At 36.7% G+C, this 26,748-nt stretch carries 16 protein-coding genes; 7 read left to right on the top strand and 9 right to left on the bottom strand.

Going from position 1 to position 26,748, the window contains the following annotated elements:
* The first annotated feature begins 254 nt into the window (after window positions 1–254).
* Entirely contained in the window at window positions 255–2,471 is a 2,217-nt protein-coding gene (locus BUC16_RS09765) for a TonB-dependent siderophore receptor (protein ID WP_073370162.1), read from the top strand.
* Window positions 2,472–2,666: 195 nt separating this feature from the next.
* Here BUC16_RS09765 and BUC16_RS09760 read toward each other — a convergent pair whose 3' ends face one another.
* Window positions 2,667–5,300 (bottom strand): valine--tRNA ligase, encoded by a 2,634-nt coding sequence (locus BUC16_RS09760; protein ID WP_073370161.1) that lies wholly within the window; start codon window positions 5,298–5,300, stop codon window positions 2,667–2,669.
* Between the two features lie 165 nt (window positions 5,301–5,465).
* Between BUC16_RS09760 and BUC16_RS09755 the strand changes: the two genes are divergently transcribed.
* The gene (locus BUC16_RS09755) at window positions 5,466–5,852 is read left to right on the top strand and encodes a DUF1573 domain-containing protein (RefSeq protein ID WP_073370159.1); all 387 of its coding nucleotides are present in this window, start codon (window positions 5,466–5,468) and stop codon (window positions 5,850–5,852) included.
* A gap of 77 nt (window positions 5,853–5,929) precedes the next feature.
* Here BUC16_RS09755 and BUC16_RS09750 read toward each other — a convergent pair whose 3' ends face one another.
* The 4 genes from BUC16_RS09750 to BUC16_RS09735 all read right to left on the bottom strand — a co-directional run bounded on the left by BUC16_RS09750 (window position 5,930) and on the right by BUC16_RS09735 (window position 13,077).
* Window positions 5,930–8,020, bottom strand: coding sequence for an OmpA family protein (locus tag BUC16_RS09750; RefSeq protein ID WP_073370256.1), 2,091 nt, complete (start codon window positions 8,018–8,020; stop codon window positions 5,930–5,932).
* 10 nt (window positions 8,021–8,030) lie between these two features.
* The gene (locus tag BUC16_RS09745) at window positions 8,031–8,966 is read right to left on the bottom strand and encodes a PorP/SprF family type IX secretion system membrane protein (RefSeq protein WP_073370157.1); all 936 of its coding nucleotides are present in this window, start codon (window positions 8,964–8,966) and stop codon (window positions 8,031–8,033) included.
* A gap of 28 nt (window positions 8,967–8,994) precedes the next feature.
* A complete protein-coding gene (locus tag BUC16_RS09740; RefSeq protein ID WP_244534355.1) occupies window positions 8,995–11,556 on the bottom strand; it encodes a T9SS type B sorting domain-containing protein in 2,562 nt (853 codons plus the stop codon).
* A 210-nt stretch (window positions 11,557–11,766) separates the two neighbouring features.
* On the bottom strand, window positions 11,767–13,077 hold the full coding sequence (locus BUC16_RS09735) for a PDZ domain-containing protein (RefSeq protein ID WP_073370254.1): 1,311 nt from the start codon (window positions 13,075–13,077) through the stop codon (window positions 11,767–11,769).
* Between the two features lie 123 nt (window positions 13,078–13,200).
* Here BUC16_RS09735 and BUC16_RS09730 point away from each other — a divergent pair, with 123 nt between their 5' ends.
* The 5 genes from BUC16_RS09730 (at window position 13,201) to lgt (ending at window position 18,013) form a co-directional block, all read left to right on the top strand.
* Window positions 13,201–14,430, top strand: coding sequence for a pyridoxal phosphate-dependent aminotransferase (locus BUC16_RS09730; RefSeq protein ID WP_073370154.1), 1,230 nt, complete (start codon window positions 13,201–13,203; stop codon window positions 14,428–14,430).
* A 102-nt stretch (window positions 14,431–14,532) separates the two neighbouring features.
* Entirely contained in the window at window positions 14,533–15,204 is a 672-nt protein-coding gene (gene folE, locus BUC16_RS09725) for a GTP cyclohydrolase I FolE (RefSeq protein WP_073370152.1), read from the top strand.
* Between the two features lie 41 nt (window positions 15,205–15,245).
* Window positions 15,246–16,727, top strand: coding sequence for a cysteine--tRNA ligase (cysS, locus tag BUC16_RS09720; RefSeq protein ID WP_073370151.1), 1,482 nt, complete (start codon window positions 15,246–15,248; stop codon window positions 16,725–16,727).
* Between the two features lie 49 nt (window positions 16,728–16,776).
* Entirely contained in the window at window positions 16,777–17,025 is a 249-nt protein-coding gene (gene yidD / locus BUC16_RS09715) for a membrane protein insertion efficiency factor YidD (protein ID WP_073370253.1), read from the top strand.
* Between the two features lie 61 nt (window positions 17,026–17,086).
* Window positions 17,087–18,013 (top strand): prolipoprotein diacylglyceryl transferase, encoded by a 927-nt coding sequence (lgt, locus tag BUC16_RS09710; protein ID WP_073370149.1) that lies wholly within the window; start codon window positions 17,087–17,089, stop codon window positions 18,011–18,013.
* 61 nt (window positions 18,014–18,074) lie between these two features.
* On the opposite strand, the gene BUC16_RS09705 is transcribed toward lgt, so the two are convergent.
* The 4 genes from BUC16_RS09705 to gyrB all read right to left on the bottom strand — a co-directional run bounded on the left by BUC16_RS09705 (window position 18,075) and on the right by gyrB (window position 26,586).
* Entirely contained in the window at window positions 18,075–20,273 is a 2,199-nt protein-coding gene (locus tag BUC16_RS09705; protein ID WP_073370148.1) for a T9SS type B sorting domain-containing protein, read from the bottom strand.
* Window positions 20,274–20,468: 195 nt separating this feature from the next.
* Window positions 20,469–23,438: a protein translocase subunit SecDF gene (secDF, locus tag BUC16_RS09700; RefSeq protein WP_073370146.1), complete on the bottom strand. Its 2,970-nt coding sequence runs from the start codon at window positions 23,436–23,438 to the stop codon at window positions 20,469–20,471.
* A gap of 222 nt (window positions 23,439–23,660) precedes the next feature.
* Entirely contained in the window at window positions 23,661–24,596 is a 936-nt protein-coding gene (gene mdh / locus BUC16_RS09695) for a malate dehydrogenase (protein WP_073370145.1), read from the bottom strand.
* Between the two features lie 46 nt (window positions 24,597–24,642).
* The gene (gyrB, locus tag BUC16_RS09690; RefSeq protein WP_073370251.1) at window positions 24,643–26,586 is read right to left on the bottom strand and encodes a DNA topoisomerase (ATP-hydrolyzing) subunit B; all 1,944 of its coding nucleotides are present in this window, start codon (window positions 26,584–26,586) and stop codon (window positions 24,643–24,645) included.
* Window positions 26,587–26,748: the final 162 nt, after the last annotated feature.

The raw sequence follows: 26,748 nt of genomic DNA, 5'->3' as shown, positions 1-26,748 counted from the left end.
CTTAAAGCAAATAAACTCCCTGTTTTGAGATTTTGATTAGTCAACCTTTAAAGTATCCTCTTCAACTTACCTTCCAAAACTCGATTAATATTAAAATTTTGCAAAAAAAACAAAAACAAAAATTGCAATTACTTGATTAACAATAAGTAAACAATGTTAATAAATATTATTAAGATTTAGTCTAAATAAGTTTGGAGAATTAAAAATGAGTTTTATATTTGCATTGTTATTTTTATTCAATCCAAATAAACAACATGAAATATAATATCTTACTACCCACATTAATATTATTATTTAGCCTTTCCGCCTTTGCACAAGAAACTGCAAGCGCATCTGACAATCTTGAAGGATTTTATTCCGATTCAGATACCATCAAAAACAAAAAAAGAGAAGTTTTAAAAGAAGTGGTCGTAACCACAAATAAACAACCAAAACCAGTGACAGCATTACGCTCTGGTCTAAAACCAATGGATACCCCACAAAGTGTCCAGGTAATAGACGGTGAAATAATAGGACAACAACAGGCTATCCGCTTGAGTGAGGTTCTAAAAAATGCCAATGGTGTTTATGTAGGTTCTGCGCGTGGTGGAGCACAGGAATCCTTCTTCTCAAGAGGATATGACATGTCTGCAAACAACATGTTCAAAAATGGTTTTCGTTATAATGCAGGTTCTATCCCTGAAGTATCTTCTCTAGACAAAGTGGAATTCCTAAAAGGAGGTGCTGCTTTATTATATGGAAATGTGGCTCCAGGAGGAATCTTGAATTTAGTAACCAAAACACCTTCTTTCAAACAAGGAGGAGAAATATCCATGCAAATGGGGAGTTACTCTTTCTACAAACCATCCTTGGATTTTTATGGTCCCTTAAATAAATCCATAGCGTATCGATTTTCAGGTTCTTATGAAAACTCGGAAAGTTTCAGGGATGTCGTAAAAAGAGAACGTATTTATCTTAACCCATCCTTGCTTTTTAACGTAACCGATAAAACCCAAATAACGGTACAAGGAGATTTCTTGAGCGATGATTGGACTCCAGATTTTGGAACAGGAGCTATTACTACGACGTATACCTCAACAATTGTAGATGTACCTCGCAGCAACTTTTATGGGGCTCTTTGGTCCAATGGAAAAACAAATTCTGCCAGCGCTTCTGCATTGGTAAACCACGATTTCAACAAAAACTGGAAACTTAATTTCAACAGTTCTTTTCAATCTTACGATAGAGAATCAAAATCAACCGCTCAATTAGCGACTGTGACTGCCGCAGGTGACTGGACTAGACCATTGGTTCAAAATAAAAACTTGGAACAAATACTTGGAGACCAATTGAGTTTGCAAGGAAACTTCAACACTGGTTCCATAAAACACCAATTGTTTACCGGTATGGATTGGGAAAATTCGTTTACAACAGCTTATACTTATACTTTTACCCCTGCGAATTACGACACCATCAATCTTTATAATTTCGACCCTTCCACACAAAGAAACGATATTCCAAATGGCACCATTACTCAAATCGTAAAAACAGATACCAATCGTTTTGGAATCTATGCACAAGATTTGATTTCGTTTACAGAACAAATTAAGCTTTTGGCGGGTATCCGTTGGTCTTGGCAAGAATCTCAAGCAGAAACTACCAATGTAACCAAAAAGACCATCACTGAAGGTGCAAAACGTTTGGACAATGCGTTCTCTCCAAAAGTTGGATTAATATACCAACCAACAAAAGATATGTCGCTATTTGCAAGCTACTCTAACTCATTTACGCCAAATACAGGAACTACCGTTGATTTGCAACCAATAAAACCTTCCATCATAGACCAATATGAAGCAGGTATCAAAAAAGATTTCTGGAAAGGTGTTTTGAGCACAAACGTTACAGTATATCAAATCACAAACAACAATCTGGCACAAACTGCCGAATTCAAGGCTGACGGATCTGTAAACACGGATACTACCATAAAAACACTGAGTGGAGAAACAAAAAGTAAAGGTATTGAAGTTGACATTACTGCAAGACCAATTGCAGGTCTGAATATCATTGCCGGATACAGTTATAATGATATGCGCTATACTGAAACTTCAGGTTTAAACGGTAGTTTTATAGAAGGAGATCGTGTGGTTAGAACACCTGCAAATACAGCCAACTTAAGCTTTTTCTACACATTGCAAACAGGAACGTTTAAAGGAGTCTCTCTTGGAGCAATTGGAAACTATATCGGGGATCGTATTGGAGGTTGGAACAACCAATATGACAAAACCAAACCAGATGGAATTTGGCACAGAGAAATCCCATTGGAAGGATACACGACCATTGATGTATCGGCAGGTTACACTTGGAAGAAGGTTTCTGTTCTTTGCAAACTGTCCAATATTACCAACGAATTGAATTACACCGTTCACGAAAATTACAGTGTGAATCCAATCGCACCACGCCAAGTATTGGTAAATTTAAAATATCAATTGTAATTTAAAACTTTTAGTTTAGTTAATTTTTCCAAGAACTTTTTCTGCCTCTTTGCAGAAAAAGTTCTTGGTTTTTATATCAAAATTAAAAAATTCAGTGGCACTATTTAATCTGTAGCCCTAAATAATAATCAATTAAAAAATCCCAATTCCGAAAATTTCAGAATTGGGATTTTTATACTTATAAAAACCTGATTGCTACTGTAATCCAGCCAAGCTCTGCTCAATCGTTTCTATTTTAGAAAGAGCATCGGCTTCTTTTTTGCGTTCGTTTTCAATGATTTCAGGTTTCGCATTGGCTACAAATTTTTCATTTGACAATTTAACTTGTACCGATTTCAAGAAACCTTTAATGTAATTTAACTCTTCAGTCAATTTAACAATTTCGGCTTCCACATCGATATTACCAGAAATCGGGATAAAATATTCATTCGATTTTACACGGAAAGACAACGCCCCATCCACTTTATCCGAAACATATTCCAACGAAGTAATGTTACCTAATTTGGTCACAACCGAATCAAAATAAGTAGAGGCTTTATCATTGTTTACCACCTTCAATTCAATCGTATCCTTGAACGGAATATTCTTGTCTTTACGAATCGTTCTAACTCCGGAAATCACGTCGATGGTGTTTTCAAAATCAGTGATTAATTGCGCATTGAAAGGTTTTATTTCCGGCCAAGTCGAAACAATCAAAGCTTCTTCGGCAGTTCTTTCTGAAAGCAATTGCCAAATTTCCTCCGTCAAGAACGGCATAAAAGGATGCAACAATTTCATGTTGTTTTCCAACATTTCTATCGCTTTCGCAAAAGTAATGCTGTCAATTGGCTGTTGGTAAGCAGGCTTAATCATTTCCAAAAACCAAGAACAGAAATCATCCCAAACCAATTTATAGATTCCCATTAAAGCATCCGAGATTCTGTATTTTTCAAAGTTATCCTCGATTTCCAAAAGCGTTTGTTGCAATTTGGCTTCATACCATTCAATCGCCACTTTAGAAGATTCTGGTTGCGGAATAGAATCCGAAACTTCCCAGCCTTTTATCAATTTGAAAGCATTCCAAATTTTATTTGTAAATCCTTTTCCTTGGTTGCACAATTCTTCGTCGAACATAATGTCGTTACCCGCAGAAGCGCTCAAAAGCAATCCCACACGAACACCGTCGGCACCAAACTTTTCTATTAATTCCAATGGTTCTGGTGAATTCCCCAACGATTTAGACATTTTACGTCTTTGTTTGTCACGAACCAAACCAGTCAAATACACATTTGTAAATGGTTTTTTACCCGTGTATTCATAACCAGCGATAATCATTCTCGCCACCCAGAAAAACAAAATATCCGGTCCGGTTACCAAATCATTGGTTGGATAATAATATTTGAAATCTTCGTTTTCAGGATCCATAATTCCTCCAAAAACTGACATTGGCCACAACCAGGAAGAAAACCAAGTGTCTAGGGCATCGGCATCTTGTTTCAAGTCTGAAGTCTGAAGTGAAAAGTTGGACGTTTTGGCCTGCGCTAGTTTTAAAGCATCTTCAATATTCTCTGCGACCACGAAATCTTCTTTTCCATCCCCATAGAAATAAGCAGGAATTTGTTGTCCCCACCACAATTGACGAGAAATATTCCAATCGCGAATATTGTTCAACCAATGCGCATAGGTATTATCAAAACGCTTTGGATGCAATTTAATATCTCCATCTTCTAAAACAGATTTAATGGCAGGTTTTACCAAATCTTCCATTTTCAGGAACCATTGGTCAGACAAACGAGGTTCGATTACCGCTTTGGTTCTTTCAGAAGTGCCTACTTTATTCAAGTGGATTTCTGTTTTGGCTAAATCTCCATTCGATTCTAATTCTTTGGCGATTTCTTCGCGAACCGCAAAACGATCTTTTCCCTGATAATGCAAACCAAAACTATTTAGCGTAGCATCCTCATTGAAAATATCAATAATTTCCAAATTGTGTTTTTCGCCCAAGGTTTTATCATTCACATCGTGAGCCGGAGTTACTTTTAGGCAACCCGTTCCGAATTCCACATCTACATATTCATCTTCGATAATTGGAATTACTCTTCCACATATTGGAACAATCGCTTTCTTTCCTTTCAAATGGGCAAAACGCTCGTCATTTGGGTTGATGCAAATCGCGGTATCTCCAAAAATAGTTTCAGGACGCGTGGTTGCCACTGTCAAGAAATCTTCTGAACCTTCGATTTTATATTTCAGGAAATATAATTTCCCTTGTTGTTCTTCGTAAATTACTTCTTCGTCAGACAAAGTTGTTTTGGCTTCCGGATCCCAATTTACCATTCGGTAGCCACGATAAATCAAGCCTTTGTTGTATAAATCCACGAACGATTTAATCACGGATGCCGACATGTCAGGATCCATGGTGAATTTGGTTCTGTCCCAATCACAAGAGCAACCCAATTGTTTCAATTGTTCCAGGATAGTTCCTCCGTATTTGTCCGTCCAGTCGTAAGCGTGTTTCAAAAACTCTTCACGACTCAAATCGGATTTATTGATTCCTTCTGATTTTAATTTGGCAACCACTTTGGCTTCCGTCGCAATAGAAGCGTGATCGGTTCCAGGAACCCAACAAGCATTAAACCCTTTCAAACGCGCACGACGAATCAATACATCCTGAATTGTATTGTTCAACATATGTCCCATATGCAAAACTCCAGTCACGTTTGGAGGAGGAATCACGATGGTATATGGTGTTCTGTGGTCTGGTTTTGAATGAAAATAATTGTTCTTCATCCAGTAATCATACCACTTATTTTCAATGGTTTTCGCGTCAAATTGTGCAGGAATTGTCATAAAAAGCAACTGTTACAACCAAAATTTAGCTTTGGTCTGATTTTTGTAATTTTAATTGGGGACAAAAGTAAATAATTAAGTACAGTATAAAAAGCGAAATAAATAATTGTCCTGTTAATTAAAAAAAGTAATTTTACTAAAAAGAATATTCAAAAAACTATAAAAATGAAAAATATTGCCGTACTAATAACAATGATATTGTTTAGTAGTTTTGGTTTTGCCCAGTCGGGTGCAAAGATTAACTTTAAAGCTGCTGATAATACAATAGATTACGGAACTGTTTCTAAACAAAACGACAATGGAGTTCGCACCATTGAATTTACCAATACCGGTGATGCTCCATTGATTATCACGAATGTGCTTTCTACTTCGGGGTTTACAATTTCTTCAAAACCAACTGCGCCAATTGCACCGGGGAAAAACGGAAAAATTGACATTAAGTACAACATGGTTCCTGGACCCATTAGAAAAACAATTACTGTTGAATCAAATGCGGTGAATTACGATAGCGGAAGAATTCCTTTAAAAATTAAAGGGCTCGTTTCAGAATAATTTTAACCTATTTAAATACTAAAAAACCGTTCCGATAAATCGAAACGGTTTTTTTTTATAGCTTTATTTGAAGTTAATTATAGATTTTTAATCACAAATTCACTTCGTCTGTTCAATTCGTGTTGTTCTTCAGAACAAGATTCTTCCGTTTTACATTTTATAATTGGCACCGATTCTCCATACCCTTTGGCAATGATTCGTTTGGCATCAATTCCAGATTCCACTAAATATTCCTTGGTCGATTGTGCTCTTTTCCCAGATAATTCGGCATTATACTTAAAGTCTCCTCTGGAATCTGTATGCGAACCAATTTCGACAACCATCTCCGGGTATTTCTTCATTAAGTCAAAAACTCGGTTCAAAATAACTTTGGATTCTTTTCTGATGTACCATAAATCGTAATCAAAATAAATCGGGTCCGTTTTAATAATCAATCGATCTTTCTCTTTGACCACATCTTTCTCTTGTACCAAAATCTGGTTGACTTTTTCTTTTTTATTGACTTCAGCCTGGGCTATTTCTTTCTCTTTTTCTTTATTTTCAGTTTCTTTCAAGGCAATTAAAGCCAAAGCTTCTTTCTGTTTTTTCTCTTGCTCCAATTTTTGATTTTCCATTTTTATAGCCTCAAGCGACTTTAATGCCATAGAAGCATCATTGGAATAATCCCTGGTTTTACCTGAAAATACAGCTTTAGAATTGCTCGTATACTTTTCTTTGGAAGCCAAAACTGTATAAGATGATTCACAGGCTATTTCAAAATTGAATTTTCCATCGGCACTCGTTTTAGCAGAATTGATTTGCTTTTTAGCAGCATCCTGAAGTACAACAACTGCATTTTCCAATGGCAATTTTGTATCAACATCAGTAATGATTCCTGCAATAAACTGTTTGCAATCTTCAATTATCAAATCTTTAGTTTCCTTTAATTGGTAAATATCGTCGCTTCCCTTTCCTCCTGTTCTATTGGAAGAAAACCAACCTTCTTTCGTGTCGGAATCGATATTAAATGCAAAATCATCCAGATTCGAATTGACGGGCAACCCAACATTATTCACTTTTCCGTATTCTTTATTTTTAATTTCTGACACGAAAACATCGAGCGAACCGTAACCTAAATGTCCATCGGAAGAGAAATAAAGTTTATTGTCTTTGGACACGAATGGAAATTGCTCCCTTTTATCCGTATTTATTTCAGGTCCTAAATTTTGGGGAGTTCCAAAAGCACCTTCATTTACCGCTACCGAAAAAATATCCAACGAGCCCAATGTCCCCGGCATATCGGAAGCAAAATACAATGTTTTTTCATCGCTGCTCAAAGCCGGATGTTCAACCGAATAATTGTCGCTATTGAACGGCAACGAGGTTACATTCGTCCATTTTCCGTTTACGAGTTCGGCTTTAAAAATTTGAAGATTCGATACTTTTTCTTCGTTCTTGCCTCTTCTTCCATTTTTATAATTATTTCGCGTGAAATAAATGGTTTTGCCATCTTTCGTAAAAATGACATTCGATTCGTGCATCGAAGTTTTCAATTCTTTGGGGAAATAATATTTGATGGAATCTCTTGAATTTATATTTTTCATTGGCACGGAAACCAAATTCAAATAAGTTTCATCATCCCATTTATATACTTTGTCAAACAATCCCGGTTTCTTTTTTACGGCAGCAAAAATTAGACTGTCGTTGTGTTTTACCGCTCCAAATTCGGAATTCTCCGTATTGATAGCCAGATTTTTTATTTCGTAGCGATTGCCAATTGCCGAAACATTTTCCAAAATTTTAGTGTCACTTTCAAATTTGGCCAAATCCTGGGCATTAATCGATTTTGAATAATACTCTTTTAAAACCGTATGGGCTTCTTCATATGAATTAGTCCCTTTTAAGGTTTGTGCAAATTTGAAATAGTAATTTCTATCCAAATCCTGATTATAACTTTTAATCAAAAGTCGGTAATAACGCTGTGCATTTTTAAAATCATTGGTATAATAATAACTGTCGGCAAGATTTCTAACCGCTTCTGCAGAAGGTCTTTCTGAAACTATTTTTTCATACAACTGAATGGCTTCGGTGTAATACGTTCTGTCAAAAAAACGCTTTGCTCTTTCCTGGTCTTGGGCATTTATAAACTGTATTGAAAATACGAATATAATAACGAGTAATTTTTTCATATTTTTCATCTTAAAAGAATCTTGGTGATTTATCATATCCTTTTCCTAATAAATCCAAATCAAAAAGCAATATTATTTCATGTGTTCCAGAATTGAACTGACCTAGGTTAGAAGTGGTGTAATCATAGGCATATCCCACTCTTAAATTTGGAGTAACGTTGATATTCATCAAAGCACTAAAGGCATCATCCAATCGATAAGCGATTCCCAATTCAAACTTGTTGTCATATAAAACATTGGCCGAAACATCAACCGAAATTGGTGAACCCACCACAAACTTTGACATAAAAGCAGGCTTCAACTTGAATGAATCGTTAATTTGAAAAACATAACCCGCAGTTAAAAAAGCGTGAATTTCTTCGGAACCATAAGAACTGATTCCTTCTTTTTCTTCGATATGCTTGGAATTGATCAAGTTTGGAACTGACAACCCAACATAATATTTATCGGTAAAATAATAAGCTCCTGCACCAATATTAGGTTTTGTAGTATTGACGTTTTGGGAAAATGCCAAATCTGTTGTTATGTCTCCACTTTCGAAACGAAATCCATTAAAATTAGTTTGCAAAGAAGTAAATCCCGCTTTCATACCGAATGACAATTTATTTTTTCCACCCAATTCAATGATATAAGCAAAATCGGCATAGAAATTATTTTCCTTTTTCGCGCCATCTCCAATATCATCCGAGATTAAAGACAAGCCCACTTCTATTTTATTACTCAAAGCGGTGTGCCCAAAAAAAGTAAAGGTTTTGGGAGAACCAACAGCTCCAACCCATTGCGTTCTATACAAAGCTCCCGTGTTTAACATTGCTGACGTTCCTGTGGCATATGCTGGATTTACTACACTCATATTATACATATAATGTGTGTATTCTGGATCTTGCTGCGCGGATATGTCTATGATGTAAAAGAAAAAACTTATTAGAAATAGTATTTTTTTCATTTGAAATTATATTAAAAAGTATAGAAAATTATCGGTTTAAATAAAGACGACCTTGTTGAGTCGATTTATTCTCTTTATTAAAATTGATAATATAAAAATAGACTCCGCTTGGTGCTATTGCGTCACTAGACCCTGCTGATCCAGAATTTGTTCCGTCCCAATTGGGTTTGTTTTTGTTGCCTTTAAACATCACATTTCCGTATCTATTATAAATTTCAAGCGAGTAATCTGGATATAAAAATTCAATTTCCGGTATTCTAAAAGTATCATTTACGCCATCTCCATTGGGTGAAAATCCGTCAGCGACAAAGAATTCATACTGTGAAGCAGGACAATCTGTAAGTGAAACGGTTACGTCAAGATTATTTTTCGAAAAACAACCTGTAACAGTTGAATAATCAAATCCATAATAGGTTACATTATCCTGCAATAAAGTTGCACCATTCAAAACATTTCCATTGCTTGCAGCATCATACCACACTATTGAAGCGGGAACATTTGTGTTTGCCGATAAATCTGAAATTGTAGGCTGATTGATTCCACAAAAGTTTTGTCCGTTCGGATTTAATGTAGGTTCTGGCAAACCGTTTATTGTAACGGTAACCATCGTAGGTGCTGAAAGACACAAGCTGGTTAGTCCTTTTTCCCTGACATAGTAATTTCCAGAAACCAGTACAGCAGAACTGGCAAGAGCTGTCGTGGCTATTGCCGAGTCAAACCATTGGTATTGTGGGCCAATTGGGGTTAAGTTGGCAATTGTGGCTGCATTAGTTTCACAAAACTTTTGTTGACTGACTGCTATTGGAGCATTTGGAATCGGACTTATTAAAAAACTATCCGAAACCGTACTAATTATTATACCGCAAGTCGTGTCATCGTTCACCAAACTTGTTAAGGCAATAGTAGTTGAACCTGTTTGGGTCAACAAATTGGAAGGAATGATAAAGCTTGCATTTCCACCACTAACTACTAATGAAATTGTTTGCGTTGCCACATTTGCACCCAATAAAGTATAGCCAATAGTGCCATTTATCAAAGTTCCCAAACCTGAAAGTGCAACCGACACCGGTTTGTTCAAACAATAATCATCTACCACAATTTTCAAATTTGCGGCATTTGGAAGAGGATTTACAAGCATTGTTCCGCTACTTGTTGCTGCATTGGTACATTTGGTAATTACATTGGTTATTTTTGCAATGGTAGCCACTGTATTTCCATTATTTACAATAAAATTTGACGGAACGGCAAAACTTGAAACACCACCAACCGATACTATCTGGGCTGTTTGGGCTGTTGCAGTATTAGAACCTGTCAAATTATAAACGATGTCATAAGTACCATCCGCTAAAAGTGCAGCTCCCGTGATTTGAACCAAAGCACTTTGATTTTGGCATACTGTATTGATCGTCAATTTTGATCCATCTAAAACCGGTTTTGGATATACGTGTAAAACGTCAAATAAATTATTGATGATATTTTGACAAGCACCTTCACTTCCAAAAGCAGTAATACCTGTAATCTCAACAGTAAAGTCGCCAACTTGTCGAAAATATTTAGAATCCAAAGGAAAATTTAAAACGCCATTGTTAAAAGTCAACAATTCAGTTTTTATTTCTCCTGCAGGTCCCGATACTTTATAAGTGACATAATACTGTCCATTTGGAATAACCGCCGGCCCTTTTTTGAGTACAACCGAATAAGTTGCCGTTGGGATTTCGGGCTCACATATATCTGAATTCACGACTAAAGTAGCCCCGGTAAAATCAAGCTGTTTCTCTATTTTAATTTTTACAACAGCCGTTTTTTTAGTACAAATAGGGTTTGAAGGCAAAACAGTATAAGAAAAAGAATATTCTCCAGGACCATAAGAGTCATAAATCATTTTAACATCAATAAAATGATCAGTTAAAAAAGTAATTTGTCCAGTACCCCCATTATCAGTCCAAGTTCCTCCTGCATCTTCACCCAGAATTTGGCTATTCAAATCAAGATTGGAGTATTGTGATAAATTATCACTGTCACACAACAACATTCTGGAAGAAACTCCCGGCATTGGAGTTTTAAAAACAGTAACAAAAGCTGTTGAAGAGACTGCTGGACAAGACCCAATTGCTGGAATGGAATAAGTAAATTGAGTTGTTCCCAATCCCAAGGTTCCAGCATCAATCACACTACTTACGGCAGTGTTCGCAGTATTGTTAAACCAAGTTCCATTGGATTGTGGACTTAAATAACTACCATTAAAAACTTGAAAGAGATTAAAGGCATTATCATCGCTGCAAGCGGAAGCATTCGGTCCTGTAACACCCGAATATCCCCCAACTACAACTGTTATCGTTGACGAAGTATCGACACAACCTGAAACACCTGAAACCGTATAAGTATATTTATAAACTCCGCTTCTAGGTATTATTTGGGCGTTTAAAACTCCGGTTGCCTTGTTCAATCCACCCGACAAATAATCATCAGTCCAAGTGCCACCAGGAGTTGCAGCACCTCCCAATAAAGGATATAATGCTATTGATTTACTGCTGGGATCGGGAATATTGCACACCTCAAAATTAGCATCATTGCCTGCACATTGTCCCAAAATTTTAGCTGGAATGAAAAATAAAAGAAGAAAAAATGAAGGTAAGAAGAAGTATTTTTTAACCATGAATTAGTATTATTTTTCTCAAAATTAATTCTTTAATCCAAATAAATACTCAAAAATTGATGCTTTTTTTTTGTTTTGTTCATTTGACCAATTATGATGTCTTTTTTTATAAAAAAAATAATCATTCCAAAAAAAACGTCTTTTTTACAACACGTTTATCAATTGGAATTTGATTTTAAGAAGTTGGTTATTCCTTTCAATTTCCAGGGTAATCCATCTTTCTTCTTCCGATTTTAGAATTGAATTAATTTTTTCCAAGGAATATCTGTAGGCCGGAATTCCATTTATGCTAACCAAAATATCATCTTTTTGTATCCCGTTGAGAGCCGCAGTTGATTTTTTTCGAACATTTGCGATGAGATAAACTGGTTTTAAGGCAAATTTATATTTAAAATTATTGGACATATTACCACCCTCATACAACGGAACAGTCTCTAGTTTAACCGTTTCCTGGACCCATTGCAAACCATAATGTTGCAATTCGATTCCACTTTTATTGTAACTGAAAGGATGGTCAAACTCCTTGTTCTTTCTTAAAAACATTTTTTGGTTGGGGTAATCAAAAATAACGTGGAATCTTTTCATGATTTCAGCTCCCACAGAACCTGCCCTATCCTTTACCATTGTAACATTTCTAATTGAAATAGTATCCGGAAAAGCGATAACGGGATTGTGAAATTCAAATTTCGACATGGTAAATTTTTTAATCTGGGCTCTTTTCCCTTCCACATCTCCGCTAAATCCTTTCCCCAGATAATCCTCAAAATTTTTCTCCGGCACTTTTATTTCATCCGATTTATTTTGAAAAAGCCAAACAGCATCACTGTTCCCTATATCTATCAATAATTTCGTGGGAATTTCGACAGCATCTATAATTACGCTTCCCTTTAGGTAAGGTTTTAATCTTTCGATTGTTATAGGAACATCTTCGAATTTTTTTTCTATATTTTTTCTGATTTTATTAGTATCCTTGTAAGCCGTAATTCTTTTTTTTTCGTAATTGATTTCTACCAAATTATTTTTAAAAAAATGATACCCAATAATACCGTTTACAGGAATTCCTATATGAGACGACAGGTTGAAATTTTGATCCAAAATAATATACAACATATGATTTGTTGATTTCATTCCGGGAATTTCTAGAGTGTTCTTATTGGATTTTAAGCCTTCAATGGAAGTTTCACTTCCCAACCCTCTCAAGGTTATTTTTTCCACATTAAAAAAATTGACTTCCTTTCTGTCGTTCATACTAAACAAAAGAGTCTCTTCAACACCGGAATCCAACAAGAAATTCAACTCTATGCCGTTGACTTTTATGGGAATAAAAATTAAATTATTAATAAATTTAAAGGGAATGACCACTTTGTCGACCTCTTTTTCAAACAAAAATCCTTCTTGCCCCGAAGCAGGCAAGGCAAAAACAAACAATAAACATAAAATGACAAGTTTTTTCATCAGAATTGTTTGCATAAAGTTAGCGAATAATTAACAAAAAACATCCATTTAACGTCAAATTAAGAGAGTTGACTCTCCTAAATTTGAAAAAAAAATCGCAAATTTGCACCAAATTTTACAATCATGCCTGAAATTTCAATCAGAGGTCGAAGAATGCCGGAATCGCCAATTCGAAAATTGGCGCCTTATGCAGAAATAGCCAAAAAGAAGGGCCTCAAAGTTTATCATTTAAACATTGGACAGCCCGATATAAAAAGCCCGGAAATTGCCATCGAAGCCATAAAAAATATTGATTTGGACATCATCGAGTATGGTCCTTCGGCAGGTTACGAAAGTTACCGAAAAAAACTAGCCCAATTTTACACTAAACAAGATGTAAAAGTGGCTTTCGAAGACATAATGATAACCACGGGTGGTTCCGAGGCGCTATTGTTTGCGCTTGGAAGTATTATGGATCCAGGAGACGAAGTCATCATCCCTGAACCTTTTTATGCTAATTACCATGCTTTTTCTGAAGAATCAAGTGCGACTGTAATTCCAGTGATTTCCAATATCGAAAGTGGATTTACGCTTCCGACCATTGAAGAATTTGAAAAAGCCATTACACCAAAAACCAAGGCGATTTTAATCTGTAATCCAAACAACCCAACAGGGTATTTGTATTCCGAATCTGAAATTAATCAATTGGGGGAATTGGTGAAAAAACACGATTTGTTTTTAATCGCGGACGAAGTGTATCGTGAATTTATATATGACGAAAGAGACAAGCATTTTTCCGTGATGAACCTAAAAGGAATCGAACAAAATGTAATCATGATTGATTCTGTTTCCAAAAGATACAGTATGTGTGGAGCACGTATTGGTTGCATGGTGACTAAGAACAGGGAAGTTATTGCTGCTGCAATGAAATTTGCACAAGCTCGTTTATGCCCGCCAACAATTGAACAAATTGCTTGCGAAGCGGCTATTGACACTCCTCAAAGTTATTTTGACGAAGTAATTTCAGAATACAAGGAAAGAAGAGACACTTTGATTTCCGAATTAAATAAAATAGAAGGCATTATCATAACTACACCAAAAGCCGCTTTTTATTGCATTGCCCAATTACCTGTGGACAACACCGATGATTTTGCACAATGGCTGCTTGAAAGTTACAATTCAAACGGAGAAACAGTAATGGTGGCTCCTGCCGGCGGATTCTATTCCACTCCAGGCGTGGGCCTGAACCAAGTTCGAATTGCTTATGTCTTGAAAAAAGAAGATTTAACACGTGCCGTTCAAATTCTAAAAGATGCCATTCCGATTTATAATTCAGAAAAAAATCATTTGGTTTTAAAGAGCACTGCCAATTAAAATATCATAAAATTAATTATTATAAAAGCCATGGAAATTCTTTGGCTTTTATTAATTATCTTTACCCCTTAAATTTATATACCACCATAATAGCAACTTTTGATGATAAACAACGAAGAATTTCATGACGAAATAGGAGACAATCATATTAGTTCATCTGCAAAAAACCCAGTAAGAAAAGACGCTTTTGACATTACTGATGACCAGAAAATTGAAAAAATAAAAAAAGACGTCGAGAATATCCTGCTAACACTTGGAATGGATTTGACGGACGACAGCCTAAAAGGAACACCCAATCGTGTAGCCAAAATGTTTGTGAAGGAAATTTTTGGAGGACTAAATCCTTCCAAAAAACCAAATGCTTCCACATTTGAAAACGGTTACAAATACGGCGAAATGTTGGTCGAAAAAAACATCACCGTTTACTCTACCTGCGAACACCATTTGCTTCCCATAATAGGAAGAGCCCACGTGGCTTATATCTCAAAAGGAAGAGTCATTGGTTTATCCAAAATAAACAGGATCGTTGAATTTTATGCCAAAAGACCTCAAGTTCAAGAACGGTTGACGATGCAAATTGTACAAGAACTACAAATCGCTCTTGGAACAGAAGACGTGGCCTGTATCATAGATGCCAAACACCTTTGCGTGAATTCCAGAGGGATAAAAGACATCGAAAGCAGTACGGTTACCTCTGAATTTGGCGGACAATTTAAAAACGAACAAACTCGAAGAGAATTATTGGATTACATTAAATTGGAAACAAAATTTTAATTCGTTTGTCGACCTTAAATCAAATAAAACTACAAACTGAAATGCCTTTATACAAAACCCAAACTCTAAAAATATACAATTCTCTTTCGGGAGAAAAAGAAGTTTTCACGCCAATTCACGAAGGAAATGTGGGAATGTATGTTTGCGGACCAACGGTTTACAGCAACGTGCATCTTGGAAATGTGCGCACTTTTATGTCTTTCGACGTAATCTTCAGGTATTTTTTGCATTTGGGATACAAAACCCGTTATGTGAGAAACATTACCGACGTGGGTCATATTGTGGATGACGTGGATAATGGCGAAGACAAGATCGCCAAAAAAGCACGATTGGAACAACTGGAACCAATGGAAGTGGTTCAACAATATACAGTTGATTTTCACGAAATATTGAATTTATTCAACTTTTTGCCGCCAAGTATCGAACCAACGGCAACGGGTCATATTATTGAGCAAATTGAAATTGTCAAGAAAATTATCGACAATGGTTTTGCTTATGAAGTGAATGGTTCCGTTTATTTTGATGTTGTAAAATACAATGAAACCAATAATTACGGTATTTTAAGCGGTCGAAACATTGAAGACATGTTGGCCAATACCCGAGATTTGGATGGGCAGGGAGATAAAAAAAATGCACAGGATTTTGCTCTTTGGAAAAAAGCAGAACCACAACATATAATGCGTTGGCCTTCACCTTGGAGCGATGGTTTTCCAGGTTGGCATTTGGAATGTACCGCAATGAGCACCAAATATTTGGGCAATCATTTTGACATTCACGGTGGCGGAATGGATTTAAAATTCCCGCATCACGAATGCGAAATTGCACAAAACGAAGCTTGCACGGGACACACGCCTGTAAACTACTGGATGCACGCCAATATGCTGACGTTGAACGGAAAAAAAATGGCGAAATCCACTGGAAACAATATTTTGCCAAGAGAGATTTTAACCGGAGAAAATCCAAATTTAAGCAAGGCTTTTTCACCAAGCGTGGCTCGATTTTTTGTGCTTCAAGCCCATTATAGAAGTAATCTCGATTTTACGAATGATGCTATTCTTGCTGCCGAAAAAGGATTTTACCGATTGATGGAAGCCGTGGATGGATTGACAGCAATCAAGCCAAGCTCCACTTCTACCCTAGATATTGCTGGCTGGAAACAAAGTTGCTATGATGCAATGAATGATGATTTCAACAGTCCAATTTTGATTGCGCAACTATTTGAAGGCGTTCGTTTCATCAATTTGTTGAAAGACGGTTCGGCCACGATTACCGCCGAAGATTTGAAAAATTTCACAAAAACGATGAATGCTTTTGTCTTCGATGTTTTAGGTTTAAAAGACGAAAAAGCAATTGGAAACAATAACGACAAATTAGAGGGAGTTATCCACATGTTAATCAATATGCGAATGGAAGCCAGAGCCAATAAAGACTTTGCCTTGTCGGACCAAATTCGAGACCAGTTGATTGCCTTGGGGATTCAATTGAAAGACGGTAAAGAAGGCACTACATTTAGTGTCCAGTAATCGGTTATTTGGTGTTCAAGAAGGATTTCAAATTGTAACTCCTGAAAAAATGATGTCAAAAATCCTCATTTATCCATTTGTGCTGTTGGTCAGATTCTACCAATCTGCCCTATCTCCATTTACACCTGCAACTTGCAGATTCGAGCCCACCTGTTCGAGTTACATGATTGAAGCTTTGCAAAAACACGGTTTGTTTTACGGCGGATATTTAGGAATTAAAAGAATCCTGAGTTGTCATCCTTGGGGAAAAAGCGGTTATGACCCCGTACCAGAAAAAGAATGTTCGCACAAACATTAACCTTTTATAAAGACATACTCTGCTTTAAATATTTATTTTTACAACTATAAAACATTACTATATGGCACACGCTTTAAACATGGTTTGGAATCCATCTGAAGGAATTAATTTAGGTTTTTTTGTAATACGTTTTTACAGCCTGATGTTTGTAATCGCATTTGGATTGGGTTGGTACATTATGAAAAACATATTTGAACGCGAAAACGAATCTGTGGAAAAACTGGACACCTTGTTCATTTGGACTGTTTTGGCCACATTGATTGGAGCACGACTTGGCCATGTATTGTTTTATGATTGGGAATATTACCGCAATCATTTATTGGAAATATTTTTGCCTTTTAGATTCGAACCTCATTTTGAGTTCACCGGTTTTCAAGGACTGGCAAGTCACGGTGCCGCAATATCCATTATTGTCACCATGTATTATTACAGTAAAAAAATATTAAAAAGACCCCAAATGTGGATTTTGGACCGAATCGTCATTCCTGTTGCCAGCGGTGCTATTTTTGTGAGATTGGGAAATTTTTTCAATTCGGAAATTGTTGGAAAAGAAACGGATTCGGCATTTGGAATAAAATTCATAAGAGACTATTTCTCTCCTAACGAAGCTGTCAACAACACCAAAATAGCAAATCCAAAAGAGGCCTATCATGCCATCGCAAATGACCCACAGTTTGCAGGACTACTTCAACAAGTTCCCGTTAAACATCCTGCACAGTTGTATGAAGCCGTTTGCTACATCTTTGTTTTTGCCATCTTGTTTTTCTTGTATTGGAAAACGAATGCAAGAGAAAAAAGCGGTTATTTATTTGGTTTATTTTTAGTTCTTTTATGGTCTGTTCGTTTTGTCGTGGAATATGTAAAAGAAAGCCAAGGCGGTTTTGAAAGCGCATTGGGATTGTTCTCTACAGGACAATGGCTTAGCATCCCTTTTATCTTGATAGGATTGTATTTTGTTTTTACCGCCGAAAAACCTGTTAAAATATAAGTCTCTTAAAACATTAAAATTTCATAAAAAAAAGCTTCCTGATTGGGAAGCTTTTTTGTTTTTATCTCTTTAAAGAAAAGTGCGATTTGTATTTTTTGACGATTCCCTGCTCTTCATATTCAACCGTAAACCAATAATCTGATGCGGGCATTGGCTGACCTATATAAGTTCCATCCCAGCCTGCCCCTGTTGGACTGATGTCTTTCAAGAGTTTGCCATATCGATCAAAAATATAAATCTTCGTAGCCAATTGATCTTTCAACTCAAAAATATTCCAAGTATCATTATAGGCATCTCCATTTGGGGTAAAATACTTTGGGTAACCAATAATTAGAATATCGTTTTCCGTCAAGGGAGTGCTGCAACCATTTACGTCCTTAACCGTGATGGAATGCATTCCAGAAGCCACGTTTTCAAAAACAGGACTTGTCTGAAATGGACCAGAATCCAGTTGGTATAAATAATTACCGGCTGCTGTGGCCGTAATGGTAACTATTTGATTTTTGGTAAAGGCATCGGTAACTGCCCAAGCTAAAGTCTGAAGAGTATTGGATGGATTTACGGTAACATTAATAGTTTTTATCGTGGCGCATTGTGGTGCATCTGGAGTAAATACATAAGCACCACTGGTCGTGTTATCAATACTTGATGGTGACCAAGTTCCCGTGATTCCATTTGGCGAAACAAGATCCAAATTGGGAGGTGTGCTTCCGGAACAGATTGATAAATCCGTGAAATTAGGATCAATAAGCGGGTTTACAACGATTGTCATAGTAGTGTTTGTAGCACATTGCCCGGCAGACGGTGTAAAAGTATAGGTCGTGGTAGCCGTATTATTAATTGTTGCCGGAGACCAAGTACCGTTGATTCCATTAGTGGAAACAGTAGGCAAAGGTGGCAAAGCAGCTCCCGAACAAATAGGTCCTACTGGAGCAAAAGTTGGCACAACATTGGGATTCACGGTAATCGTTATGGTAGTCGTGGTGGCACATTGTCCCGCAGTTGGGGTAAAAGTATAGGTAGTCGTTGCCGTGTTATTCAAGGCTGGTGACCAAGTACCCGTAATTCCATTGGTAGATGTAGTAGGCAAAGCCGACAAAGTAGTTCCTGTACAAATAGGCCCTACTGGAGCAAAAGTTGGTGTCAAGACTGGGTCAATTCTTATTGAAGTGGTGGTCAAGGTAGCCGAAACACATGGCTGACCAGGAGTCGGAGTAAAAGTATAAACAGTCGTTCCCAATGTAGCTGTATTGACAGGAAAAGGACTCCAAGTTCCAGTTATCGGTGTTGCATTGGAAGAAATCAAAGGCAAAACAGGCGCTGGAGCTCCTTGACAAACAACAGCTGGAATACCCGAAAATGTTGGAGCCACCAATGGCGTAACGGTAACCGATACAGTTTTTGGCAAAGCACAAGGGTATGCTATTGGATCTGGTGTAAATACATAATTCCCGCTGGCCGTATTACTAATTGTTGCCGGAGACCAAGTTCCCGTGATACCTTCAATCGACGTTGCTGGCAAGGATGGAGCCGGAGTTCCTGCACAAAAAGGAAGGATTGGATTAAATGTAGGAGTTACAGTTGAAGAACCACAAGGAACACTACAAATTATGGTTTGCGATGGCACACAAGGATGAGATGCAGATGACAATATTAATGTAGCTGATTGACCTGGCAACATATTCGGAACTAACCAATGTGATGTTCCTGTAGTTCCTACTACTACAGGCCCGCCTTGAATAGAATAAGTAAAATTATATGTATTTGAAATTAAGATATTGTTTGACCAATCAAACATAACTGAATTATTAACTGTAGCTGGAGGAGTATAATCTAGAGAATATGTTGGGATTTGTGAAGGATCACATCTGGGATTAAGAATAGTCGCTCCATTATCGGCAGCAACATTAACAACAATTGGAGTCCGAGGAGAACTTTCAACACCACCAATAGTTTGAGTAACATAATAAGTTACTGTTGATCCAATTGTAGTTGTAATCGGTGTTGGAGCTATAGGAGTTGAGATTTCTGCAGGTAAATTTGTAAGATACCAATTCAAGGTTCCACCCGCTGAAGGAATTGCCGTTAATGGTTTTGAACAATTTTGCCAATAAATAACTGGTGAATAAACAATTGGTGGAGCAGTGGCAAGACTCACTTTTGCATTACTACCAATACTGTTTTTAGCGAAAACACCTGTAATCGATAAAGTAGCAATCAAAAATAAAAAGGAGAATGACTTGTGTAATTTTTCCATCATTTTAGTTTTTTTTAGTTGCTTTAAAATTTGGGGAAACTTATCGCAATATTAAGTAAATATATGAAAATTGACAATTCCATAAAACTAATTGCAAAATTATTGTCAACTTAAAGGAAGTCACCCCATAAAAATGGGGATAAAATAAAAAAGACCCGATAAATCGGGTCTTTTACAATTATTTAAAATATGATTTGATTAAGCATTGTGCTCTTGCTCAATTCTTTTATGTTCCTCTTCTGAAATAGTATCACACAAAACAGGAGTTGCAATAAATAATGAAGAATAAGTTCCTACTACGATACCAATCAACATGGCAAAGATAAATCCACGGATAGATTCACCACCAAAAACAAACATAATCAGCAATACCAGAATCATCGTCAACGATGTATTAATGGTTCTAGACATTGTACTGTTGATGGATTGGTTTACAATACTATTGAAATTTCCTTTGGTTTTTCCTCCTAAATACTCACGAACCCTGTCAAATACAATTACGGTATCATTCATGGAGTATCCAATTACAGTAAGAATCGCAGCGATAAAGTGTTGGTCAATTTCCATTCCAAATGGCATAAATTTGTAACACAAAGAGTAAATACCCAATACAAAAATAACGTCGTGCGCAATAGCTGCAATGGCACCTAAACTGTATTGCCATTTTCTAAAACTGATTATCAAATACAAACCTACAATAAGCATTGCTCCAAGTACAGCCCAATACGCATTGGTTTTGATATCCTCTGCAAGTGTTGGTCCTACTTTAGAAGCTTGCAAAACACCCAATGTTTTACCATCGTATGCATTAACAAATTTATCATAAGTCAATCCAGCAGAATAATGTTGTTTCAAATTATCATACAATAACTTGTTTACTTCTTCATCCGCTTTAGTCCCGTGTTCCTGAACTTTATATTTAGTGGTAATTTTTAATTGGTTGTCGTTACCAAAAACTTTAACTTCAGCACTACCATCGAATACTTTAACCAATTCTGCTTTTATTGTTTCTACTTCAACTGGTTTTTCGAAACGCACTTGAAAAGTTCTTCCTCCAACAAAATCAACTCCTTGATCCAAACCATTTGTTACTAATGAATAAATACTCACAACAGTTACAATTGCTGAAAATGCATAAGTCCATTTCTTAACTCCCAAGAAATCAAAATGGAAATTGGTAAAGAAGTTTTTAGAGAATCCTGTAACAAATGATAGTTTATCACTTTTGGCAGCACTCCAATCCAAAAATATTCTTGCAATAAAAATAGAAGTAAACAAAGAGGTAACTATACCAATTAACAAGGTAGTTGCAAAACCTTTAATTGGTCCTGAACCAAAAATAAACAACACGGCACCAGTTAAAACGTGAGTAACATTCGCATCTACGATGGAACGCATCGCCCCTTTCCAACTGTATGAAGCGCTAATCGCCTCTTGCAATGTTTTACCGGAACGCAATTCCTCTTTTGCTCTTTCGTAGATAATAATATTCGCATCCACGGCAGTCCCCATTGTCAAAACGATACCGGCAATACCTGGCAATGTAAGAACAGCACCAATACTTGCCAAGATTCCAAACAAGAACAATAAATTGACTGCCAATGCAATATTTGCATACCAACCTGCTTTTCCATAATAAACCATCATCCAAAGTGATACGATAAGCAATCCTAAAAGAGCTGAATTAGTACCGTTGTCAATAGCCTCTTGACCCAAGGATGGCCCAACTACCTCAGATTGAATAATATCTGCAGCAGCAGGAAGCTTACCTGCCCTAAGAACATTGGCTAAATCTTTAGTTTCCGAAATTTGGAAAGTTCCCGAGATTTCTGATCTTCCTCCTGAAATTGGACCGCTAGAAACACCTGGTGCAGAATATACCACATTATCCAAAACAATGGCAATATTGCTTTTTTGAGTATATGCCTTACCTGTTAATTCTTCCCAGATTTTCGCTCCTTTACCGCTCATTTGCATCGAAACCGCTGGTTTCCCTGATTGGTCAAATGTATCGCTGGCATCCGTAACAACTCCACCGCTCATCGCGGCTATATTATCACGATTTCCTTTCAAAGCATATAATTCTACTGCTTCAATGTCTTTTCCTTTTGCATCTTTGATAGTTGATGGTTTACCCCAAACAAATTTTGCATAATGTTGGTCAGCCGACAATAAAATTCTGATGTCTGCTCTTCTTAAATAACCTCCAACAGCGGCAGTGTCTTTTGGTGCAAATAATCCCAAAACTGGACCTCCACCTTGTCCGATAATTTTGTCTAATATAGGATCGTTTCCTTTTTTAGTTGTAGCTGAATCTTTTCCAGTTGCCAATAAAGCACTTATTGAATCTTTTGGAGCAGTTTTAGTCTCAACTTTGTTGATTTCGGTTTTTTTCAATGCCTCGTTTGCAGCCATCAAGAAATTACCTATTTCATCAATTTTATAAGTTTCCCAGAACTCCAATTGAGCTGTACTTTGCAATAATCTTTTAATCCTGTCAACATCTTTTGCACCTGGAAGTTCCACAAGAATTCTTCCTGTTTCTCCCAATTTTTGAATGTTGGGTTGAGTTACGCCGAACTTGTCAATACGCTCTCTCAATACTCCAAAAGCACTATCAACTGATTCGTCAACTTTTTTTCTGATTACTTTTTTAGCTTGATCATCGGTCATTTGAAAATCAATTCCACCTTCACCTTGCAAAGTTCTATTGGCAAAAATATCAGGCGAAGCCAGTTTTACTGTTCCCTTGGAATTCGCTTCGAAAGCTTCGAAGAAAGCATCAATATAAGTTTGATTTCCTTTTTGATTTGCAGTGGCATCAGCCAAAGATTTATTAAAAACCGGATTTTTAGAATTATTGGATAATCCTTTCAAAACGTCTTTAACCGAGATTTGAAGTATCACGTTGATACCACCTTCCAAGTCAAGACCTTTGTTGATTTGTTTGTCTTTTACTTCATTGAAAGTAAAATTGGTAAATCCAAGATTGAAAACATTTTCTTTACCTATGGAGTCCAAATATTTTAATTCTTTATCTGGGTTTCCATTCGCAAAAGATTTTGCATCACTTTTTACTTTATTGGAAACAAAAGTGAACGAAAGTTGGTAAATACTTACCAATGCAAATAGAATTGCGAAAAATTTAATAAGTCCTTTATTCTGCATTATTACTAAAAATTAATTATTTATTGTATTTTTTTGTTTAAACGATTACAAAAGAACCAGTTATCACTACTTCGTTTCAAAAACAAAACAGTTATAACTACCTCTTTTTTTATAAACCGAGCAAATATATAATTAACGTAAAGATTAACCAATATATTTATTGATTAATATCAAAAAAAAGACTGCAAAAAGTGCAGTCTTTTCATTTTTACCCAAATATTATTATGCCAACACTGATTTTAAATCAGCATTCATGTTTCTAACTGCATCGGCACTTTTGGCGAAAGCTGCTTTTTCAGCATCGTTCAATGCAATATCAACGATTTGCTCCACTCCATTTTTACCAATAATACAAGGCACCCCGATACAAATATCGTTTTGACCGTATTCACCTTCAACAAAAACTGAACATGCAATCATTTTCTTTTGGTCATTCAAGATACTGTCCACCAAATAAGCTACGGAAGCTCCTGGCGCATACCAAGCAGATGTTCCCAACAAACCTGTCAATGTAGCTCCACCAACCATTGTTGCAGCAGCTACTTTAGCCAATTCTTCTTCCGATAAAAATTCAGAAACTGGAATTCCGTTGTAAGAAGCCAATCTTGTCAAAGGAATCATGGTAGTATCACCGTGACCGCCAATAACCATTGCAGAAACATCATTTGATGGCTTATCCAATGCTTGTGACAAATAATATCTAAAACGTGAACTATCCAATGCTCCACCCATACCAATGATTCTGTTTTTTGGCAAACCTGTAGCTTTCAATGTCAAATAAGTCATTGTATCCATAGGGTTTGAAACCACAACGATAATTGCGTTTGGAGAATGTGCCAATACATTATCTGCAACCGATTTTACAATTCCAGCATTGATACCAATCAACTCTTCACGAGTCATTCCTGGTTTTCTTGGAATCCCAGATGTAATTACCACTACATCACTATTGGCTGTTTTCGAATAATCATTGGTAACACCAGAAACTCTAGTATTAAAACCTGTATTAGTGGCACATTGCATAATATCCATTGCTTTACCTTCAGCAAAGCCTTCTCTAATATCCAACAATACTACTTCACTTGCAATTCCTCTATAAGAAATTGAATCTGCACAAGATGCTCCTACGTTTCCTGCTCCTACAACTGTAACTTTCATTTTGATCTTTTTTAATGTTTATTTATTAATTTTTATAAAAACTTAATTATGCATCAATATTTGCATAAACAGCATTTTTCTCTATAAATTCTCTTCTTGGCGGCACTTCGTCTCCCATCAACATAGAGAAAACTCTATCTGCTTCGGCAAGGCTGTCAATATTTACCTGGCGTAATGTCCTAAAAGAAGGATCCATTGTAGTTTCCCACAATTGCTCCGCATTCATCTCTCCAAGACCTTTATAACGTTGGATAGCGGCACTTCCACCCATTCTTGCATTGGCTTGATCGCGTTGATCATCCGTCCAAGCATATTCTTTTTTGTTTCCTTTTTTTACTAAATACAAAGGCGGTGCAGCAATATACACGTGTCCTTCTTCTATAAGTTCTTTCATGAAACGGAAGAAAAACGTCAAAATCAAGGTAGAAATGTGACTACCATCGACATCGGCATCACACATAATGATTACTTTGTGGTAACGTAATTTTGAAATATTCAAGGCTTTACTATCCTCTTCAGTTCCAACAGTTACTCCAAGTGCGGTAAAAATATTTCTAATCTCTTCGTTTTCGAAAACTTTGTGGTGCATCGCTTTTTCCACGTTCAAAATCTTACCACGCAAAGGTAAAATCGCCTGAAAAGCACGGTCACGACCTTGTTTTGCCGTTCCACCCGCCGAATCTCCCTCGACAAGATATACTTCACATTTCGCAGGATCTTGTTCTGAACAATCGGATAATTTTCCTGGCAATCCACCGCCACCCATTACGGTTTTGCGTTGTACCATTTCACGAGCTTTCTTGGCAGCGTGACGGGCTTGTGCGGCCAAAATCACTTTTTGAACTATAACTCTAGCATCATTTGGATTTTCTTCCAAATAATTCTCGATCATTTCGCTTACCGCTTGACTTACCGGCGAAACAACTTCCCTGTTTCCTAATTTAGTTTTGGTTTGACCCTCAAATTGAGGTTCTGCCACTTTTACCGAAATAATGGCCGTAAGTCCTTCACGGAAATCATCTCCAGCAATCTCGAACTTCAATTTGTCCAACATTCCCGAAGCATCTGCATATTTCTTCAACGCTCTGGTAAGACCCGTTCTAAAACCTTGCAAGTGGGTCCCTCCCTCGTGAGTGTTGATGTTGTTTACATAAGAAAAAATATTCTCTGTATAACTGGTATTGTAAATCAAGGCAACCTCAACAGGGATTTCTCCTTTTTCGGAATCCATTGAAATAACGTGTGCAATAATTGGCTCACGATTTCCATCCAAATAGCGAATATACTCTTTCAAACCTTCGTCAGAATGGAAGATTTCAGAAACAAAATTTCCGTCTTTGTCCAATTCTCTTTTATCGGTAAAAGTGATCGTGATTCCTTTGTTAAGGAAAGACAATTCACGCATACGAGCCGACAAAGTATCATAAGAATACTCAATTGACTGGGTAAAAATAGACGGGTCTGGATAAAAAGTTACAATCGTACCTCTCTTGGTCGTTTCCCCTATTTGCTTTACAGGATAAAGGGCTTTTCCTTTTTCGTATTCCTGTTCGTATATTTTCCCGTCACTGCTGTGAACGGTCGCTCTCAAATGGTTTGACAACGCGTTTACCACCGAAACCCCAACACCGTGAAGACCTCCAGAAACTTTATACGAATCTTTGTCGAATTTACCTCCGGCACCAATTTTCGTCATTACAACCTCCAATGCGGAAACACCTTCTTTCTTGTGAATCCCAACCGGAATTCCACGTCCATTATCTTCTACCGAAATAGAACCATCTTCATTTATATCAACTCTAATCGTGTCACAATGACCTCCCATTGCCTCATCGATTGAGTTATCCACCACTTCATAAACTAAATGATGCAGTCCTCGAACACCTACATCTCCAATATACATCGAAGGACGCATTCTTACGTGCTCCATTCCTTCCAATGCCTGAATACTATCTGCTGAATAATTGTCCTTCTTGATTTCTTCGCTCATATTTTTTAATCTAAAAATGTATTTTTCGTATAACACGCAAATATATGAAACCATATAGGATTTAATGATTAAAATCCGGTTTTAAGTTGTTAAGTTATTAACATTTTACGTGTTTGTTGTAATAAAAAACGCCCTCGAATCGAGGACGTTTTTAAATGGTTT

The organism is Flavobacterium fluvii (assembly GCF_900129545.1).
GTDB classification, from domain to species: Bacteria; Bacteroidota; Bacteroidia; order Flavobacteriales; family Flavobacteriaceae; genus Flavobacterium; species Flavobacterium fluvii.
This window is presented reverse-complemented; position numbering and strand designations above follow the sequence as displayed.

Coding starts and splice junctions, on each gene's coding strand:
- BUC16_RS09765 (WP_073370162.1), top strand. CDS start 255: ATGAAATATAATATCTTACTACCCACATTAATATTATTATTTAGCCTT.
- BUC16_RS09760 (WP_073370161.1), bottom strand. CDS start 5,300: ATGACAATTCCTGCACAATTTGACGCGAAAACCATTGAAAATAAGTGG.
- BUC16_RS09755 (WP_073370159.1), top strand. CDS start 5,466: ATGAAAAATATTGCCGTACTAATAACAATGATATTGTTTAGTAGTTTT.
- BUC16_RS09750 (WP_073370256.1), bottom strand. CDS start 8,020: ATGAAAAAATTACTCGTTATTATATTCGTATTTTCAATACAGTTTATA.
- BUC16_RS09745 (WP_073370157.1), bottom strand. CDS start 8,966: ATGAAAAAAATACTATTTCTAATAAGTTTTTTCTTTTACATCATAGAC.
- BUC16_RS09735 (WP_073370254.1), bottom strand. CDS start 13,077: ATGAAAAAACTTGTCATTTTATGTTTATTGTTTGTTTTTGCCTTGCCT.
- BUC16_RS09730 (WP_073370154.1), top strand. CDS start 13,201: ATGCCTGAAATTTCAATCAGAGGTCGAAGAATGCCGGAATCGCCAATT.
- folE (WP_073370152.1), top strand. CDS start 14,533: ATGATAAACAACGAAGAATTTCATGACGAAATAGGAGACAATCATATT.
- cysS (WP_073370151.1), top strand. CDS start 15,246: ATGCCTTTATACAAAACCCAAACTCTAAAAATATACAATTCTCTTTCG.
- yidD (WP_073370253.1), top strand. CDS start 16,777: ATGATGTCAAAAATCCTCATTTATCCATTTGTGCTGTTGGTCAGATTC.
- lgt (WP_073370149.1), top strand. CDS start 17,087: ATGGCACACGCTTTAAACATGGTTTGGAATCCATCTGAAGGAATTAAT.
- BUC16_RS09705 (WP_073370148.1), bottom strand. CDS start 20,273: ATGATGGAAAAATTACACAAGTCATTCTCCTTTTTATTTTTGATTGCT.
- secDF (WP_073370146.1), bottom strand. CDS start 23,438: ATGCAGAATAAAGGACTTATTAAATTTTTCGCAATTCTATTTGCATTG.
- mdh (WP_073370145.1), bottom strand. CDS start 24,596: ATGAAAGTTACAGTTGTAGGAGCAGGAAACGTAGGAGCATCTTGTGCA.
- gyrB (WP_073370251.1), bottom strand. CDS start 26,586: ATGAGCGAAGAAATCAAGAAGGACAATTATTCAGCAGATAGTATTCAG.